18 protein-coding genes are annotated in these 16,884 nt (G+C 58.6%); 13 read left to right on the top strand and 5 right to left on the bottom strand.

The window, feature by feature from the left end; genetic code table 11:
- Positions 1-460: 460 nt before the first annotated feature.
- On the bottom strand, positions 461-1,279 hold the full coding sequence (locus JUE30_RS05675) for an aldose epimerase (protein ID WP_203624009.1): 819 nt from the start codon (positions 1,277-1,279) through the stop codon (positions 461-463).
- Positions 1,280-1,408: 129 nt separating this feature from the next.
- Between JUE30_RS05675 and JUE30_RS05680 the strand changes: the two genes are divergently transcribed.
- The gene (locus tag JUE30_RS05680; RefSeq protein ID WP_374706423.1) at positions 1,409-1,990 is read left to right on the top strand and encodes a restriction endonuclease; all 582 of its coding nucleotides are present in this window, start codon (positions 1,409-1,411) and stop codon (positions 1,988-1,990) included.
- Positions 1,991-1,993: 3 nt separating this feature from the next.
- On the opposite strand, the gene JUE30_RS05685 is transcribed toward JUE30_RS05680, so the two are convergent.
- The gene (locus JUE30_RS05685; RefSeq protein ID WP_203624010.1) at positions 1,994-2,290 is read right to left on the bottom strand and encodes a hypothetical protein; all 297 of its coding nucleotides are present in this window, start codon (positions 2,288-2,290) and stop codon (positions 1,994-1,996) included.
- A gap of 128 nt (positions 2,291-2,418) precedes the next feature.
- Here JUE30_RS05685 and JUE30_RS05690 point away from each other — a divergent pair, with 128 nt between their 5' ends.
- The 5 genes from JUE30_RS05690 to glf all read left to right on the top strand — a co-directional run bounded on the left by JUE30_RS05690 (position 2,419) and on the right by glf (position 9,185).
- On the top strand, positions 2,419-3,597 hold the full coding sequence (locus tag JUE30_RS05690) for an acetyl-CoA C-acetyltransferase (protein ID WP_203624011.1): 1,179 nt from the start codon (positions 2,419-2,421) through the stop codon (positions 3,595-3,597).
- Positions 3,594-4,826, top strand: a complete 1,233-nt coding sequence (locus JUE30_RS05695) for a hydroxymethylglutaryl-CoA reductase, degradative (RefSeq protein ID WP_203624012.1) — start codon at positions 3,594-3,596, stop codon at positions 4,824-4,826. Before JUE30_RS05690 ends, JUE30_RS05695 begins: the two co-directional genes overlap by 4 nt.
- Positions 4,827-5,993: a hydroxymethylglutaryl-CoA synthase gene (locus JUE30_RS05700; RefSeq protein ID WP_203624013.1), complete on the top strand. Its 1,167-nt coding sequence runs from the start codon at positions 4,827-4,829 to the stop codon at positions 5,991-5,993.
- A gap of 217 nt (positions 5,994-6,210) precedes the next feature.
- Positions 6,211-7,947 (top strand): pyruvate oxidase, encoded by a 1,737-nt coding sequence (spxB, locus tag JUE30_RS05705; protein WP_203624014.1) that lies wholly within the window; start codon positions 6,211-6,213, stop codon positions 7,945-7,947.
- A 128-nt stretch (positions 7,948-8,075) separates the two neighbouring features.
- On the top strand, positions 8,076-9,185 hold the full coding sequence (glf, locus tag JUE30_RS05710; RefSeq protein ID WP_203624015.1) for a UDP-galactopyranose mutase: 1,110 nt from the start codon (positions 8,076-8,078) through the stop codon (positions 9,183-9,185).
- 64 nt (positions 9,186-9,249) lie between these two features.
- On the opposite strand, the gene JUE30_RS05715 is transcribed toward glf, so the two are convergent.
- Together JUE30_RS05715 and rlmD are read right to left on the bottom strand one after the other, a co-directional pair.
- Complete coding sequence (locus JUE30_RS05715) at positions 9,250-9,726, bottom strand: nucleoside 2-deoxyribosyltransferase (RefSeq protein ID WP_203624016.1); 477 nt, start codon at positions 9,724-9,726, stop codon at positions 9,250-9,252.
- A 12-nt stretch (positions 9,727-9,738) separates the two neighbouring features.
- The gene (gene rlmD / locus JUE30_RS05720) at positions 9,739-11,106 is read right to left on the bottom strand and encodes a 23S rRNA (uracil(1939)-C(5))-methyltransferase RlmD (RefSeq protein WP_203624017.1); all 1,368 of its coding nucleotides are present in this window, start codon (positions 11,104-11,106) and stop codon (positions 9,739-9,741) included.
- Positions 11,107-11,188: 82 nt separating this feature from the next.
- On the opposite strand from rlmD, the gene JUE30_RS05725 reads away from it, so the two are divergent.
- On the top strand, positions 11,189-11,566 hold the full coding sequence (locus JUE30_RS05725; RefSeq protein ID WP_203624018.1) for a hypothetical protein: 378 nt from the start codon (positions 11,189-11,191) through the stop codon (positions 11,564-11,566).
- A 9-nt stretch (positions 11,567-11,575) separates the two neighbouring features.
- Positions 11,576-11,749 (top strand): hypothetical protein, encoded by a 174-nt coding sequence (locus tag JUE30_RS05730; RefSeq protein WP_164506270.1) that lies wholly within the window; start codon positions 11,576-11,578, stop codon positions 11,747-11,749.
- Between the two features lie 6 nt (positions 11,750-11,755).
- Here the strand turns inward: JUE30_RS05730 and JUE30_RS05735 are convergent, their stop codons facing one another.
- Positions 11,756-13,276 (bottom strand): helix-turn-helix domain-containing protein, encoded by a 1,521-nt coding sequence (locus JUE30_RS05735; protein ID WP_203624019.1) that lies wholly within the window; start codon positions 13,274-13,276, stop codon positions 11,756-11,758.
- Between the two features lie 87 nt (positions 13,277-13,363).
- Between JUE30_RS05735 and recX the strand changes: the two genes are divergently transcribed.
- The 5 genes from recX (at position 13,364) to JUE30_RS05760 (ending at position 16,862) form a co-directional block, all read left to right on the top strand.
- Positions 13,364-14,161 carry a recombination regulator RecX gene (recX, locus tag JUE30_RS05740; RefSeq protein WP_203624020.1) on the top strand — a complete coding sequence of 266 codons (798 nt, stop codon included), beginning with the start codon at positions 13,364-13,366 and terminating at the stop codon, positions 14,159-14,161.
- A 74-nt stretch (positions 14,162-14,235) separates the two neighbouring features.
- Positions 14,236-14,772, top strand: a complete 537-nt coding sequence (locus JUE30_RS05745; RefSeq protein ID WP_125755279.1) for a DUF402 domain-containing protein — start codon at positions 14,236-14,238, stop codon at positions 14,770-14,772.
- A 315-nt stretch (positions 14,773-15,087) separates the two neighbouring features.
- Positions 15,088-15,603 carry a hypothetical protein gene (locus JUE30_RS05750; protein WP_203624021.1) on the top strand — a complete coding sequence of 172 codons (516 nt, stop codon included), beginning with the start codon at positions 15,088-15,090 and terminating at the stop codon, positions 15,601-15,603.
- Complete coding sequence (locus tag JUE30_RS05755) at positions 15,590-16,225, top strand: sugar O-acetyltransferase (protein WP_203624022.1); 636 nt, start codon at positions 15,590-15,592, stop codon at positions 16,223-16,225. The genes JUE30_RS05750 and JUE30_RS05755 overlap by 14 nt, the downstream gene beginning before the upstream one ends.
- Positions 16,226-16,247: 22 nt before the next feature.
- Positions 16,248-16,862, top strand: a complete 615-nt coding sequence (locus tag JUE30_RS05760) for a TMEM175 family protein (protein WP_203624023.1) — start codon at positions 16,248-16,250, stop codon at positions 16,860-16,862.
- The last annotated feature ends 22 nt before the right edge of the window (positions 16,863-16,884 follow it).

The raw sequence follows: 16,884 nt of genomic DNA on the forward strand, positions 1-16,884 counted from the left end.
GCCTTCAGATCTGTTAGGCTATGAAGACTGCGTTAGAAGCGCAGGGTCCTTCCAGGACGCATGACAGGATGCTGCTATCACTTTCCTAACTTAATAAAGCGACTCAAAGCGGCGACGCAGCGAGGATAGCAGGCAGGGGCAACCCTGCAACAAAGGCCACCAGGGTTAAACCTGGTGGCAGGGGACACCATTTCGCAAGAGGTGGTGTCCTTAGTGTGTTCTAAATTCGTTAGACGACAAAAAGGCTTTTGAGGCACAACGCGCTTCAAAAGCCTTTCGTATGGTTATATTAGACTTTTAATCAAAACGGCGACTAGTGCCAAGGCAAATAACACGGTGACTATGCCCAAGGCTCGCCGGATTGGACGGCTTTTGACTAGACAACCAGTGGCGACAGTCAATACAAGAAGCAAGAACAGCGCAAGAAGAGCAGAGGTCGTCAGACTCATCGACTCACCACCTAAGCCAGCGCGTGAAGCGTGAAGACGGTACGGCGCTCAAACGCGGCGCCAGGCATCAGCGTGAACAGCGGGGTGGTCGGGTAGATCGCGACCGCAGCGTGAGGGGCGCCGGTGATGCCGTTGAAGTAGTGCGCGGCGCTGAGGTCGGCATAGGAGTCGACAGTCAGGCCTTTGGCTTCAGTGGACACGGTCAGCGCCCAGTCCTTCGCTGTCAGGGAGGCTTGCGTCGCTTCGGCGGTCAGGGTGCGCTCGGGCAGCGGCACGGGTTCCGCGTCGAGGCGCAGGTGCTGGTCCATCACACTCTGGGCGGGGTCGCCGGTCAGCGCAAAGGCAACGTTCAGCCGCGGGCGGATCTTGATCTGCGTGTCAGTTTCGATGTGCCAGTCGACGGTCCAGCGGTTGCGGTTGTCCAGCGTGTGGACAATGCTGACGCGGCGGCTGCCAGGCAGGCCATCCTGATGGTCACCCAACTCGAGGGTGAACTTGACTGACACATGGTCATCTTCCTGCTCGGTCTCGGCGTCCCAGTTGTAGTTCTGCCAGCCGGTGCGACCAGAGTCGGGCGGCAGCTCAGGACTTTCGCCTTGCACCGGACCGATCACAGCGCCGAAGTGGCCAGGGTCTTCCGCGTAGTCTTGGAAGGTGATGAAGCCGATGGTCAGGTTGGGGTCGAACTGGTCGCGGTTGGGCAGGCGGACCTGCTGAACCCGCGCGCCGAAGGTCAGAAAATTCAGGGTCATGTGGTGATCATTTTGCAGTGAGTACTGCATGACATTTTCCGAGCCTAGCCGGTAGAATACTTTGGAGGAGATTTTCACAAGAGAGCGCTTCCTTTCGTCTATCCCTCAATGGTAACGGACTGCAGAGGCAGTTTCAATGAAAATTGCGCCGCGCCGGGCAAGGTCTTCTGGTAATATTGAGGGAGTGCATCAGGAAAGGTGATTTCATTGAAACGACTTGTTCAAGGCCTCCGCGCATTTTTCCACCGCTTATACTGGCTGCTGACCCTCGGCTTCGCGCTTGCTTTGGTCTACGCATTTTTCGGGCGCAAGTATCTGACGCAGTGGCGCGGCTACTTCGACTTGGCCAGCTTCATTTTTATTGTAGCGTGGGTCGCGGTCAACGCGATGATGCTCTACCATCACCACTTCCAGTTCCGCGACCTGCAGATGGAGGAGGTGGACCAGATGGACGGCGAGGAGTTCGAACGCTTCTGCGTCTACCTGCTGCGGCGCAACGGTTTTAAGCGCCTGAAAACCACCAAGGCCTCGGGCGATCAGGGCATCGACATTATTGGCACGAAGAAAAAGAAAACCGTGGGCTTTCAGTGCAAGCGGTACGAGGGTCAGGTCGGCAACAAAGCCGTGCAGGAGGCCTACTCCGGGCACAGCTTTTACGAGTGTGATGAGGCTGCGGTCATCACAAACTCTGACTTCACCGACGCCGCCAAGGAGCTGGCCGACCAGCTTGACGTGATGCTGATCGACCGGCCGCACCTCAAGCGCCTGATGCGTCGCCTGCCAAGCTGAAGTTCAGTTGATGACGAGCACGCCGGCGACCTGTTGGGTGCCAAACAGCGGCCGCTTGCCGGCTTTTTCCTGGACATAAAGGTAGCGGGTGCGCAGGCCCGGCTGGTCCAGCAGCACGGCCAGCTCCCACAGGTGGCGCGGGTGGCCTGAGGACTTGGGCACGAGGATCGCTTGGCGCTCCTCGTTGGCGTCCGCCGTCAAGATTTTATCAAAATTGCTTTGAACGCCGTCGGCCCGCAACTGGACCGGCGTTTTTTTATCTTGGTCGGCCATCAAGGCCAGCAGATCGATCACACGCATAACGCCGCCTCCGTTTCCTCTCCATTCTACCTGAAGGCGGCCATTTTGTAAGATTTCTTAAGGCCAAAGCTGTCGGTCCGGCCGGCCGTGTATAATTGTTATCAAGCGAAAATCGAAGGAGCGATTTCATGACAGAAGTGGTTATCGTCAGTGCAGCCCGCACGCCGATCGGTAAGTTGAATGGCGCGCTGGCGCAGGAATCCGCCGTGGCGCTGGGCGCGGCTGCGGCCAAGGCGGCCATTGCGCGCGCAGGCATTGACCCGCACCGTATCGATCAGGCGGTGTTCGGCAACGTGCTGCAGGCCAACAGTGGCCAGAACGTGGCCCGTCAGATCGCGCTTCAGGCGGGGATGACGACAGAGAGCTCGGCGATGACGGTCAACGAAGTCTGCGGGTCGGGGCTGAAGGCGGTGCGGCTTGGCCAAAGCGCGATTCTGCTCGGCGATGCGGACGTTGTGCTGGTTGGCGGCACGGAGAGTATGAGCCAGACGCCGTACTACACGACGAAAATGCGAGCCGGCCACGCGCTGGGCAACGTCGAATTGGTTGACGGCGTCATGCGCGACGGCCTGACCGATGCCTTCACCGGGCTGCCGATGGGCATCACGGCGGAGAATGTCGCCGATCAGTTCAACGTGACCCGCGAGGCCCAGGATCAGTTTGCCCTTGCCTCACACCAAAAGGCCGTCGCCGCTCAGCAAACGGGGGCGTTTGTCGACGAAATCGTGCCGGTGACGGTGAAAATCAAGCGCGGCGCCGTGGTCGTTAGCCAGGACGAAGGACCGCGCCCAGATACCAGCCTGGAGAAGCTTGCCAAGTTGCGGCCGGCCTTCAAGCAGGGAGGCACAGTCACCGCCGGCAACGCCAGCGGCATCAACGACGGTGCCGCGGCGCTGATTTTGATGCGCAAGGACTTGGCGGACCAGGAGGGGATTCCATACCTCGCGACCATCAGCGGCTACAGCGAAGGCGGCATCGACCCGAATTTCATGGGTTATGCGCCCAAGCGCGTGATTGAAAAACTGCTGAAGCGAACTGGTTCCCAATTGGATGCAATCGACCTGTTTGAGGTCAACGAGGCGTTTGCCGCGCAAAGTATCGCTGTGGCTAATGAGCTGGCGCTTAATCCCGCCAAGCTTAACGTGAACGGCGGTGCGCTGGCGCTCGGCCATCCGCTCGGCGCTTCCGGCGCGCGGGTGCTGGTCACACTGCTTTACGCGCTGAAAAATCGAAATCAGCATTCCGGTGTCGCGGCGCTTTGCGTCGGCGGTGGCATCGGTGTGGCCATGCAGGTGGCGCGGCCATGACGAAATTTTACGAGCAAACGCCAGAGGAGCGGCGGGCGCAGCTGATCGCGGAAGGCGCGCTGACGGCGCAAGACGCCGAGTGCCTGGCCGCGCCGGGCTTGCACGCCGATGTGGCGGCCAATCTCAGTGAGAACCAGATTGGCCAGTACGCGCTGCCGATCGGCGTTGCACGGAATCTGACCGTCAATGGGGTGGTGCGCCAGGTCGCGCTGGCGACAGAAGAGCCGTCCGTCGTCGCGGCCGCCAGTAACGGCGCTCGTCTGGCCAATCTGAACGGCGGGGTGAAGGCCAGCGCTGAGCCGCACCGGGTGATTGCTGAAGTCGTGTTTGACGGCTTGGCCGACAATGGTGACGCTGAACGCGTGATGGCGCAGCACCGCGCGCTGCTGTTTGCGGCGGCTACGGCGGCTCACCCTTCTGCGGTGAAGCGCGGCGGCGGATTCAAGGAATTGACGTGTGTTCGCCGCGGCCGTTTTTTCGTGATCCAGCTGACCATCGATCCCAGTCTGGCAATGGGCGCAAATTTGGCCAACACGATTGCCGAGGCGGTGGCGACTGCGGCTTCTGGGCTGCTCGATCACCCTGCGCTGGTGGCGATTTTGACTAACGGCAGCAGCGAGTTGGTGCGTGCCGAGGTGACGCTCTCGCCGGCGACGATCGCGACCGAAGCAGGGAACGGCATTGCCATTGCCGCAAAAATCGCGGCGCTGAGTGATTTGGCGCAAAGCGATCCGATGCGCGCGGCGACGCATAACAAAGGCATCATGAACGGGATTGACGCCTCAGTGCTTGCCACTGGCAACGACACGCGCGCGGTGGCCGCCGCGATCAGTGCTTACAGCAAAGGGCAACCGCTCAGCACTTGGCAGCTCGAAGGGGATCAGTTGGTCGGACGAATCAAACTGCCCTTGCCGGTCGGGGTGGTGGGTGGTGCCATCAGCGCGTTGCCCAAGGCGCAAGCGGCCTTGCGCCTTGGCGGCTTTGACACTGTCGCCGACTTGCAGATGAGTCTCGCCGCGCTGGGGCTGGTGCAGAATCTGGCCGCATTGCGCGCCTTGGCCGGACCGGGGATTCAGGCCGGTCACATGGCGCTGCAGGCCCGGGCGCTGGCAATGGCGGCCGGGGCGACTGGCACTGAGATCGAAGCCGTCGCGGCGAAGCTCACACCAGAGGCGCGCGACCTGACTTCTGCCAGACAACTGTTGAACGAGCTTAGGGGGAAACAGTAAATGGACATTGGAATCGATCAACTGGGGCTATACAGCCCGGATTTTTACATTGATTTACGGCAGCTGGCTGAGGTGCGCGGCGTCGACCCGGATAAATACACGATCGGGATCGGCCAGGATGAGCAGGCCGTCCCGCCGTCCAGCCAGGACGTCGTCACCATGGGCGCTGCGGCAGTCCAGCAGATTCAGGCCAGTATTGATGCGGAGCGCCTGGGCCTCATCGTCCTGGGCACCGAAAGCGGCGTCGACGCCAGCAAGGCCGGCGCGCTCTTCATTCAAAAGCTGACCGGACTGCCCCAGACGGCGCGGGTGCTAGAAATCAAGGAGGCGTGTTACGGCGGCACCGCTGGGCTGATGATGGCGCGCGATTACGTGGCCGTGCATCCGACCAAGCAGGCACTGGTGATCGCCGCCGACATTGCGCGCTACGGCCTGAATACGGCCGGCGAGGTCACCCAAGGCGCCGGCGCTGTCGCAATGCTGGTCAGTGCGGCACCACGGCTGCTGGTCATCAATGACGATTCCGCCGTGCATGCTGAGGACATTGGTGATTTCTGGCGGCCGGTGTACACGGACCAGGCGCTGGCCCGCGGCAAGTATTCTACCGAGCAGTACCTGCGCTTCTTCCAGCTGGCTTGGGCCGCTTATAAAAAGACCACCGGTTTAGGGCTGGCTGACTTCAAGGCGCTGACCTTCCATCTGCCTTACACCAAAATGGGGCTCAAGGCGCTGCGGCAGGTGCTGCCGGAAGCAGATGCAGCCAAGCAGCAGGACCTGCTCATGCATTTTGATCACAGCATTCAGTACAGTCGGCGCATTGGCAACCTTTACACCGGCTCGCTGTACCTGGGGCTGCTGTCGCTCTTGGAAAATGACAGCAGCTTGGCCGCTGGCGACCGGCTGGGCTTGTTCTCTTACGGTTCCGGGGCGGTCGGGGAGTTCTTCTCGGCGGTGCTTGTCGAAGGGTTCGAAAAACAGTTGCACGGCGCCGCGCATGTTGGCGCACTGAACGCCCGGCGCGCTTTGAGCATTGCCGAGTACGAGCGCGTTTTTCAGGACGCCGTCCCGTATGCAAAGGCGGATTACCAAACCAATCCCGACTATTACGCCGGCCCGTTTATTTTGACCGGCGTGACCGGCCAAGAGCGCCAGTACCGGGCCCGATAGCAAGTGAAGCCGATCAGCGTTGCTGCTGGTCGGTTTTTTTCGGCTTAGTTAGGTCAAAAAGTGGCGAGGCGATTTGGTGTAAGCGTGGCCACAGCGTGTGTTAAAGTATGGCTAACGGTGTTCATTTAAATTTGCTTGTATTTGGTAAGCTGTTTGCGTATACTAAAAGACGTCAATACTTATTAAACGTAAGTAGAATAATTCTGGAGGCGAGACCATGACAAAAATCAATGCAGCAGACGCTGGACTGAAGGTTATCGAAAGTTGGGGCGTAAAAAATATTTACGGGTTGCCTGGTGGGTCTTTTGACTCGACCATGAACGCGATTTATAACCGCAAGGACACGCTGAACTACATTCAGGTACGCCATGAAGAAGTTGGCGCGTTGGCCGCGGTCGGTGAGGCCAAGGTGACTGGCAAGATCGGTGTGACCTTTGGCTCAGCCGGCCCTGGCGCCGTCCACCTGCTGAACGGGTTGTATGACGCGCAGTGGGATCATGTGCCAGTGCTCGTGCTGGTTGGCCAGGTGCCGACGAGTGCGATGAACACCAATTTCTTCCAGGAAATGAACGAGAATCCGATGTTTGCGGATGTTTCTGTCTACAACCGCACCGTGATGACCGCCGAGCAGCTGCCCGCCGTGATCGATGACGCGATCGCGCAGGCCTACGCCAAGAGCGGCGTGGCAGTCGTCACGATTCCAAAGGACCTGGGCTGGCAGGAAATTGAGGACAATTATGTTTCTCGCGCAGCGGACTACCAGAAGCCGCTCCTGCCAGAGCCGCCAGCAGAAAAAATCGCGGCGGCGGCCAAGCTTTTGACCGAGGCGAAGCACCCGTTGCTGTACGTCGGCAACGGCGCCCGCGGTGCGCGCGAGGAGATTATTGCCTTGTCCGAAAAGCTGAATGCGCCGATTCTGACGTCTGCGCTTGGCAAGGGAATTATCCCGGATTCCTACAAGGCTAACATGGGCTCCGCCGGGCGCGTGGCCTCCAAGCCAGGGATCGAAATTGCATCAAACACAGATGCAGTGCTGTTCCTGGGCTCGGACATGCCGTTCCAGAGCTTCTTCATCGGCCCTCAGGCCAAGTACATCCAAGTCGACATTGATAGCGCCAAGTTTGGCCGCCGTCACCATGTTGACGTGGCCATCCTAGCTGATGCCAAGAAGACGGCAGTCGCTTTGACCAACGCCATCGCCCAGCAGCCTGAAACTGGCTGGTACCGGGCCGCGCTGAAGAACAAACAGAACTGGGCTGACTGGATGAAGTCGTTTGAGGACGACGATGAGACGCCGCTGCGCGTTGAGCCAGTCTTCAAGCAGATCAATGACATGGCGACTGACGACGCGATTTTCCAAGTCGATGTCGGCAATGTCACTATCAACGGCATGCGCTATTTGAACACCGACAAGCACCAGCGCTTCACCACCAGCGGCTGGTACGCGACGATGGGTTACGCCCTGCCGGCGGCCATCGGCGCCAAGGCGGAATACCCGGATCGCCAGGTATGGTCGATTTCTGGTGACGGCGGCTTTGCGATGGTCATGCAGGACATTCTGACGCAGGTCAAGTACCACATGCCAATCATCAACGTGGTCCTGACCAACGAGTCCCTGGGCTTCATTGAGGCCGAGCAGGACGACACCAAGCAGCCGCACTCCGGGGTCGATTTGATCGATGCCGATTACGGCACTGCGGCCGCAGCGCTGGGTGCCACTGGCTTTGAGGTGCACACGCTGGCCGAGCTGAAGGAGGCCTTTGCCAAGGCTAAGGACGCCAAGGGGCCGGTCGTGATCGATGTCAAGATCTCCGACCTGCGGCCAATTCCTGTTGAGCAGCTAGTTCTGGACAAGCAGACGCAAGACCCTGCGGCCGTCGATGCCTTCGTCAAGAAGTATCACGCCGAGAGCCTGATTCCGTTCCGCCAGATCCTGGCCGACGAGGAAAAGTAATTTATTGGCTTCTTTGAGAGCTGGCAGTTTGTTGCCAGCTCTTTTTCATGACCATTCCTGACCGGCCGGTGGTCCGGGCACTGTGGTATATTGGTAGTTATAGTAACCGTGAAGGTGGTTGAGAAAAAATGAAGATTCTGATCGTAGGGGCGGGGCTGTTCGGTGCCGTCAGCGCCAACGAGTTGGCCAAGCGCGGCGATGACATCACGGTCATCGACAAGCGCGACCACATTGCCGGCAACATTTACACCAAAGAAGTCGAAGGCATTCAGGTGCACCAGTACGGCGCACATATTTTCCACACGGTCAGCAAGCAGGTCTGGGATTACGTGCACCAGTTCGCGGCCTTCAACCGGTACACGAACGAGGTCGTCGCCAACTACAAGGGCGAGCTTTACAACCTGCCATTTAACATGAACACATTCAACAAAATGTGGGGCGTGATCACTCCGGCGGAGGCGCAAGCCAAAATTGCTGAGCAGCGCGCGGTGCTGAACGGCAAAAAGCCTGAGAACCTCGAGGAGCAGGCCATTTCGCTGGTCGGCACAGACATTTATACCAAGCTGATCAAGGATTACACCGCCAAGCAGTGGGGTCGCGCCCCCAAGGAGCTGCCAAGCTTCATCATCCGCCGGCTGCCGGTGCGCTTCACGTTTGACAACAACTACTTCAACGACCCGTACCAGGGCATTCCCATCGGCGGCTACACCCAGATCGTCGAGAAAATGCTCGATCACCCGAACGTTAAAGTCCAGCTCAACACCGATTTTCTGGCGAACAAGGACGCCTACCTGAAAGACTACGACCGGATCATTTACACCGGGATGATCGACGAGTTCTTCGATTACCGCTTCGGCGAGCTTGAATACCGCAGCCTGCGCTTTGACACGCAGGTCCTCGATCAGGACAACTATCAAGGCAACGCGGTCATCAACTACACCGACGGCGACACTAAGTTCACGCGGATCATTGAGCACAAGTGGTTCGAGTTCGGCGCCGGCAACAAGGGTAAGACCGTGGTCACGCACGAGTACCCGCAGAACTGGTCGCGCGGCGTGGAACCGTACTACCCGGTCAACAATCAGGACAACGACCACCTGTTCACGAAGTACCGCAACTACGCCACTGAAAACTTCCCGCAGATCACCTTTGGCGGGCGGCTTGGCATGTACCGTTACTACAACATGGATCAAGTCATCGCGGCGGCCTTGCAGTTCTTGGCGCACTTTGACAAGTAAGAGAAAAGTAAAAAGAGGCTGCCCAGTCAATTGCGACTGGGCAGCCTCATTTTGGTCTGCTTGGTTACTGGGCGCGCTTCAGCACCGCCTGGATGAGGGCCTCAGTCGAGGTGAACACCTCTCCATTCAGCTTGATCAGGCCGACCGTGTAGAGATTGAGATAATGGAACTGATTCTCTGCGACGTCTTGGAGCGCGGCCAGCTTTTGCTGGTTGGTGGCGCCCAGCCGCCGCGAGTCGGTGTAAAGGCCGAGAATGGGGATGTGCTTGGCGTAGGCGACCCCAATTTCGGTGGCCACGCCGACGTCGATGGTGGGGCCGTCCAAGATTGCAATCATCAGGTCGGCTGCCAGGACTTTGTCAGTGTCCGCCTGGGCGATCATCTTGGAATCCGCATAGGCGTTCTTGTCATTGATGCTGGCATTTTCCTGCGGCAGGTAGATGTCCAAGCTGGGGTCGGCCTGGCGGAGTTTGGCCACCAGCTGCGCGTTAAAGGCAAAATCGGCCTCGCTGAACAAGGCGTTGGCAAAATAAATTTTCATGAAGGGTCCTCCTTACTTTCGCGTGAACTTGACAACGGCTTCGCAGTGCGCCGTTTGCGGGAACATGTCGACGGATTGAATGTAGTCGACCTGGTAGGCACGGGTCAGCGGCACCAGGTCGCGGGCCAAGGTCGACGGGTTGCAGGAAATGTAGACGAACTGCTGCGGCCTTGCCTTGAGCAAAGCGTCGATGAATGGCCGCTCGAGGCCAGACCGAGGCGGATCGACAATCACGGCGTCGGGTTTAAAGCCTTGCGCGAGCCACTGCGGGAACAGGTCCTCGGCGGTGCCCAGTTCGTAGTGGACATTCGTGACGCCGTTCAGTTTGGCGTTGCGGTTGGCGTCGTCAACGGCGGCGGAGATGATCTCCATGCCGCGCACCTCACCGGCCGCCTTGGCCAAGCTGATGCCGATGGTGCCGATGCCGGCGTAGGCGTCAACCAGCTTGGCGCCAGGCCGCAGATCCAAGGCCTTGAGCGCCTCAGTGTACAGGACCTCGGTTTGCGCCGGATTCAGCTGCAGGAAGGCCTGCGGGGAGACCTCAAAATTGCGGCCCAGCAGCTGTTCGGTGATGTAGGGTTGACCGGCCAGCAGCTGCGTCTCCGGACCCCAGATCAGCGAGGTCTCGCCGGGGTTGATGTTTTGCGACACTGAAACCACATCAGGCAGCTGGGCAGAGATGCCCGCCAAAAGCTGCGCCTTGTGCGGCAGCTTAGGGGAGTTAGTGACGAACGTGACCTGGACCTCGCCGGTGGCGGCGGATTCACGCACCACCAGCGTTTTGATAATGCCGGCGTGCTTTTGCTCGTCGTAAATCGGCACGGCCAGCTCCTCAAGCAGCTGGCACAGGGCAGTCACCACCTGCATGGTCTTTGGCCGCTGGGTCAAAAACGTGGTCAGCGGCACCAGGTGATGCGAGTGGGGCGCGTACAGGCCGGCGCGCACGTGGCCGTCGATCACCCGGACAGGAAATTGCGCCTTGTTGCGGTAATGCGTCGGGTCGGCCGCGCCAATCGTGGGGCGCAGCTCGTAATGCTGCCAGCCGGCCGGCTTGAACTTAGCCAGGCTTTGCGCGACGACATCCCGTTTGAATTGCAGCTGGGCGGGGTAGGCGAGGTGGTTGAGCTCGACGCCGCCGATCTGGCCGTACAGCGGCTCAGCGGGCTTCACGCGATTGGGCGAGGCTTTTTTCACCCGGTGGGTGACGGCCTCCAGGTAGCGGTCGTGGACGGCGCTCACTTGCGCCACAACGACCTCGCCAGGCAGCGCGCCTTCAACAAAGGTGATTTTGCGTTTGTAGTAACCGATTCCACGACCGTTAATGTCCAGTCGCTTGATCGTCAGCGGGAAGCGAGTCCCGACTTGCACTGTGTTTTCCATGTGGCACTTCCTTTGCCCGTATTATAGCGGACATGGCACGGGTGCACCAACTCGGGTATAATTCTTGCAGGAGGAAACAACCGTGAAAATCAGACTAGCATCAAATTCTTCAAGAAAAATGGTCGCTTACATCACACACAACGGCGAGGTTCAGGAACTGATGACCGGCACCGAGATGACGCTGCCCGTGCGCCGCGGCGATACGGTGACGTTCAAGGTGGGGCACTATTCGCGCACGCATCAGCTGAATTTTCAGTCGCCGGACGCGAGCTTCGTGCTCGAACCCAATCGCAACCTGGTTTACGCATACATGATTGCCCTGGTCGTGTTGATTGCGGCGGTGTGGTACTTCAAAGCGATTTCGAACACCGTGTTAACGGTGCTGGTGGTGATCGCACTGATCATTTTTGAGGCGGTCAACTATTTCAACGGGTACCGGGCAGTGCCGGTCCACCGGTAGGGGCGCGAGATGAATTTACTAAATGGGAACGGCTTTTTAATCGTGCTGCTGATACTGTTGGCGTTTGGCATTATCGGGTACTTGCTGAACAACGTGGTCGTGCTGATCGCGCTGCTCGTCGCCGTGGTGGTCCTGGTTATCGCCAAAATCGCCCTGCGCCCGCGGCCAAATAAAAAGGACTGATTGAAATCAGTCCCTTGCGGCCAACATTTGCGGCCTCACCTTGTACAACGTGTTCATGAGGTTGTAGAAATCATCTTGTTCCGGCGCCAGCTGCCAATTGATGACCCGCACGCGGGCCAGCCGCTCAGCGGAATAGTAACGGTCCAGCACGCCGTTGGTGTTGAGGGTCGTGATGATGACATCCGGCAGCTTTTGGGCATCCGGAGGTATGAGCTTGACATAGTGCAGTCCCTTGAGAAAAGTGAACAGGTCGCGGCTCATAAAGGTGCCCTCATCCACGATCACGGTCACCTTGAGCTGGTGGTCAACATTCAGCTCAGGAAAGTCAGGCGCGATGACGGTGTAGAGTTGCAGGTACATGGTGCTGTAGTACTCGGCCAGCGCACCGACTGCCTCGGGCTGGAGCTGGTCGAAGTACTCGCGGATCAGTGCCGGCAGGCGGCCTTTTTTGGCCTCGTTGGCATCACGGTTGAGAAAGTCCAGCCGCGTGGCAAAACGGCCGTCCAAGTTCAGGTAGGAAAAAGCGATGCGGTGCAGGTTGGCCAGCAGCACAGCGTGATTTTCAGGCCTGGCCTCGGGCGTGCTCGGATCGCAGGCCGCCAGCAGGAAGTCCAGCAACCCCTGGGCAAAGCGGTGCACCGGCGTGTCTGGCACGGCTAGCCGCTCCATAATAATTTGATCTTGTGCAGTCAGCGTCTCACGCATCGACACGTAATGCATTCGGCAAAGGTCATAGTGATTCCGCTCACATTCCAGGGCTGCCGGACTGAGGTCAGGGAAGTGTGCAGTGCTGTACACTTGGCGGCTGGTGTCATCGGGGGCAAACAGCGCTGGCAGCTGCTCACTTGGCGAAACCACGTGTCCGCTTCGGATCCGCATGGCCTGGATTGCTAGGATCATCAAGTCTTGCTTGTTCGGCACGGCCGTTGGCGTATAAAGACCGCCGCGCCGTTTTTGATTCAGCAAATCAAAGGCGGCCTTGGCCTTCTTGAAGGCGGCCTCGGAAAACGGCCAGCCCACGCCTCGGTAAGCGAGCAGGTAAAAGGTTAAAATCAAGAGCCGAATTTGGGTTTCGGAACCATCCGGCGCCCACGTGCTGGCGTCAAGGCGAATCTCTTTGCCTTGCATGTAGCGCCGAAATGGGGCAATCCGCCGGCGCAGGGTGGAGATGCTGGTCGCCGTGGTCGCACAAAACTGGTGCACGTTGGCGGCGCCGGTGCGAAAGGCGTAATCGAAAAAGCGAAAGGCCATTGACTGGTTCAACAGGTGGAAGCGGTACTCGTCGACCGTGAGCGGTCCGGCGACCTGCGTGAAGCCCTCGCTGGTGTTGGTCACCGGCTTGCCGGGATACATTTCCTGAACGTCGGCCATGATTTCCTGATAGGCGTTATAAGTTTGCGAGTAGCTGAGGCCGGATTCCTGAGTCAGCCGGTTAATGGTGAAGTTAGTCGTTGCGTGGGCTTTCATTAGTCGAAAGACCTGATAAGTGGTCGTTGTCCGCTTATCAAAGAAATAATCTTCGAACAAACCATCCACCCCTTTATCGACACACTTTAATTAAGTTATATTGTACCATAACAAGTCATGGAATAATTCTTTTGAGGAGGTCGCCAGATGCAAACAATTACTAAAATTTCTGCCCAGAAACGCCGTGGCAGGTACAATATTTTCCTCGACGGCAAGTATGCGTTTGCCGTCAGCGAAGGCACTCTGGTCAAGTATCGGCTGATCAAGGGGCTTGAGTTGGCACCGGAGGACGTCAAGGCGGTGCAGGCGGCTGAGGTGGCAGCGGTGGCCAATGCCACGGCGCTGAACTTCATCAGCCACCAGCCGCGTACGGTGCATGAAGTGCGCGACCGGCTGCGGCAAGACGAGGTGCCCGTGGAAGTCATCAAACAAGTCACGGATCACCTCAAGGCCATTCGCCTGCTGGACGATGCGCAGTACGCCGATATTTTGGTGCGCGACAACCTCTCAATGGGCGAGCGCGGACCGCGCCAGGTCGAAGCCCGTCTGCGGGAAAAAGGCGTGCACCCGGACATCGCCGCCCAGGCGGTGGAACACGTTACGGCTGACCAGTGGCGCACGGTGGCCAATCGCGTCGCCAAAAAAGCGGCCCGCCGCACCCAGCACAAGCCCTTCAAGGATCAGCAAGCCAAGATTCGCCTCGCCCTGATGCAAAAAGGGTTCGAGGGTGCTGTGGCCAGCGCCGCGCTGGCCGATTTACATCTCGAACCTGATCCGGAGCAGGAGGCCGACCTTTTGACCCGTGAGGTCGAAAAACAGTGGCGCCTCAAACGGAAGTACACCGGCTTTGATCGGCGCAATCGGGTCAAGCAGGCCCTGGTGCGCAAGGGGTTTGACTACGATGCGATCGATGCGGCGCTCGCGCGGCTGGAGGAGGACGAGTAGGACCCTAGCTGGCGCCTGGCCTTTCTGTTATACTTGAAAGGACAAAAAGATAATGCTGAAAGCTGGATAACCCAATGCGAATCCCTAAGGAAGGCGATTATGTCGCCATTCAGAGCTACAAGCACGATGGGAGCTTGCACCGGACATGGCGGGATACCATGGTCCTCAAGACCAGCGAAGACGCAATTATCGGTTGTAACGATCACACTTTGGTGACCGAATCCGATGGCAGACGATGGCTGACGCGTGAGCCGGCAATCGTGTATTTTCATAAACATTACTGGTTCAATGTGATCGCAATGATCAGAGAAGGCGGCGTGTCTTACTATTGCAACCTCGCCAGTCCTTCCGTGTTGGATCAGGAAGCGCTGAAATATATCGACTATGACTTGGACGTGAAGGTCTTCCCGGATGGGGAGAAGCGCCTGCTCGACGTCGATGAATACGAGGCACACAGCCGTAAATGGCAATACCCGCAAACCACTGACCGCATCTTGAAGGCCAACGTGCGTGTGCTTGTCGATTGGATCAACCATGGCAAAGGGCCGTTTTCAGCGGCTTATGTGGATTTATGGTACAACCGGTACTTGCAACTGTCTCACCGGGTGTAAGCTTCGGCGCGAGGAACACTCGCGCTGTTTTTGTAAGAAGGTGTGAGGACTGACGGTCTTAGCACGATGGCTAGTCTGGACTGTCCCAGCGACCGCAGAGCGGGCGTTGGGGCGGGCCTGACTGGACATTCGTGCGTTGTCAGTCCGAGCCCGATTATGGCGTTAAGACTCTGGCCTTTAGCACGATGGCTAGCTTGGACTGCCCTGGCGGCCGCGGAGCGGGCGTTAGGGCAGTCCTTGCTAGACATTCGCGCGTTGTCAGTCGGAACCCGATTAAGCGCGGCCCAGCCCGCGCCTTGTGATGGAGGATAAATCATGACAGAATTGATCGATCAACCCGCCAGCCAGTTTGTTGGCCGGGTGTACACCGCCGAAAGCAGCGACCAGATGGGCACGTTTTACCCGGCCTGGCAGGATTTTGAAGGCGCCGGCTACTTTGATCAGCTGGACGCTTTGTGCGAGCAGCCCAACCGGACCTACCTAGTCGTGTTTTCCCCGTACGGCAATTTTCAGTACTGGATCGGCAGCCTGACCCCGGTGGGCGTAGACGCGCCGGCAGGGCTGGAAGCTGTGCCGCTGCCGGCCGGGACGGTGGGCAAGGCGGAGGACCCGGTCAACGGGGTGCTCAACCAGCTGCCGGTGCAAACCACAGTTGGGAAGGGCTTTGAGATGCTGGAAAAAGCCGGCTTCACAATTCCTGCTCACATTGGCCAAACCGATAATCCGTATTACCTGGAGTCGTATCCGGTGGTGGATGGCCAAGTCAGTGAGGTGCACTACCTGCTGTACATCAACAAGGACCAAATGGAGGGCTACGATGAGTTCGATTGATCATGACAGAATGCTCGCCGGTCGGCTGTACGATGCCGGCGCCGAGGACTTGCACCAGGCGCGCATGCGCAGCCGGCTGCTCACCGAATCATACAATCGCACCAGCGTTGCCGACCAGGCGGGCCGCCGCACGATCCTCACGCAACTTTTCAAGGCCTTTGGCGAAGGGGGCTACATCGAGCCGCGCCTGCAGGTCGACTACGGCAGCCACATCAGTATCGGCAAAAACTTTTACGCGAACTACGATCCCATCTTGCTGGACGTGGCGCCAATCACCATCGGCGACAACGTGCTGATGGGACCGCGCGTGAGTCTGCTGACGCCGGCGCACCCGATCGATACTGATGTGCGCAATGCAGGGCTCGAGTACGCCAAGCCGATCACGATCGGCGATAATGTCTGGTTTGGCGGCGAATGCACTGTGCTGCCTGGGGTGACCATTGGCAGCAATGTCGTCATCGGCGCCGGTGCCGTGGTGACCAAGGACGTGCCCGACTCGGTGGTCGTGGTCGGCAATCCGGCCCGGGTCATGCGGCCGATTACGGATGCTGACGCTCAGTTCTGGCAGGCCAAGCAGCAGGCTTACCTCGCGGACATGACGACGCAGGCTCCAACAGAATAACCTGGCATGAGGAGGGGCGCGGATGCCCAAAAATCGGCTTGAAGCCTTTACCGATGGTGTGATCGCCATCATCATCACAATCATGGTTTTGGAACTGCACGCCCCAAGCACTGGCAGCTGGGCCGCACTGTGGCAGATGCGCGGGATTTTTGCCATTTATTTCGTGTCGTTCTTCACGCTGGCGGTGTATTGGAACAATCACCATCACCTGTTCCTGCTGGTCAAGCGGATCAACGGGCGTGTGTTGTGGGCCAACATCCTGTTTCTCTTTGCGGCCTCGTTTTTCCCGTTTGCCACAGACTGGGTGGGTGCCACTCACGTGCTGGCGCGCGCACCAGAGATGACTTACGGGTTCGTGGTGCTGGCCACCGACGTCACGTACTGGCTGCTGATTCAGACGCTGATCCGGGCCGACCGCCACAATGCGGCACTCAAAGACTTGCTCGGGCAGGGCTACTACAAACCGATCGTCACGATTGGCGGCAATGTGATCGCGATTTTGGCCGCGTTTATCTGGCCAGGTTTGACCATCATCATCGATGTGCTGCTGCTATTGTTGTGGGTGCGCCCCGAGCGCCGCATTGAGCACCATGTGCATCAAAGCCGCGCTTTGCCCGATGAAAAAGGCCGCCAGTAAAAAATGGCGACCTTTTTCGTGT

This window comes from Lacticaseibacillus sp. 866-1 (genome assembly GCF_016861825.1).
GTDB lineage: Bacteria > Bacillota > Bacilli > Lactobacillales > Lactobacillaceae > Lacticaseibacillus.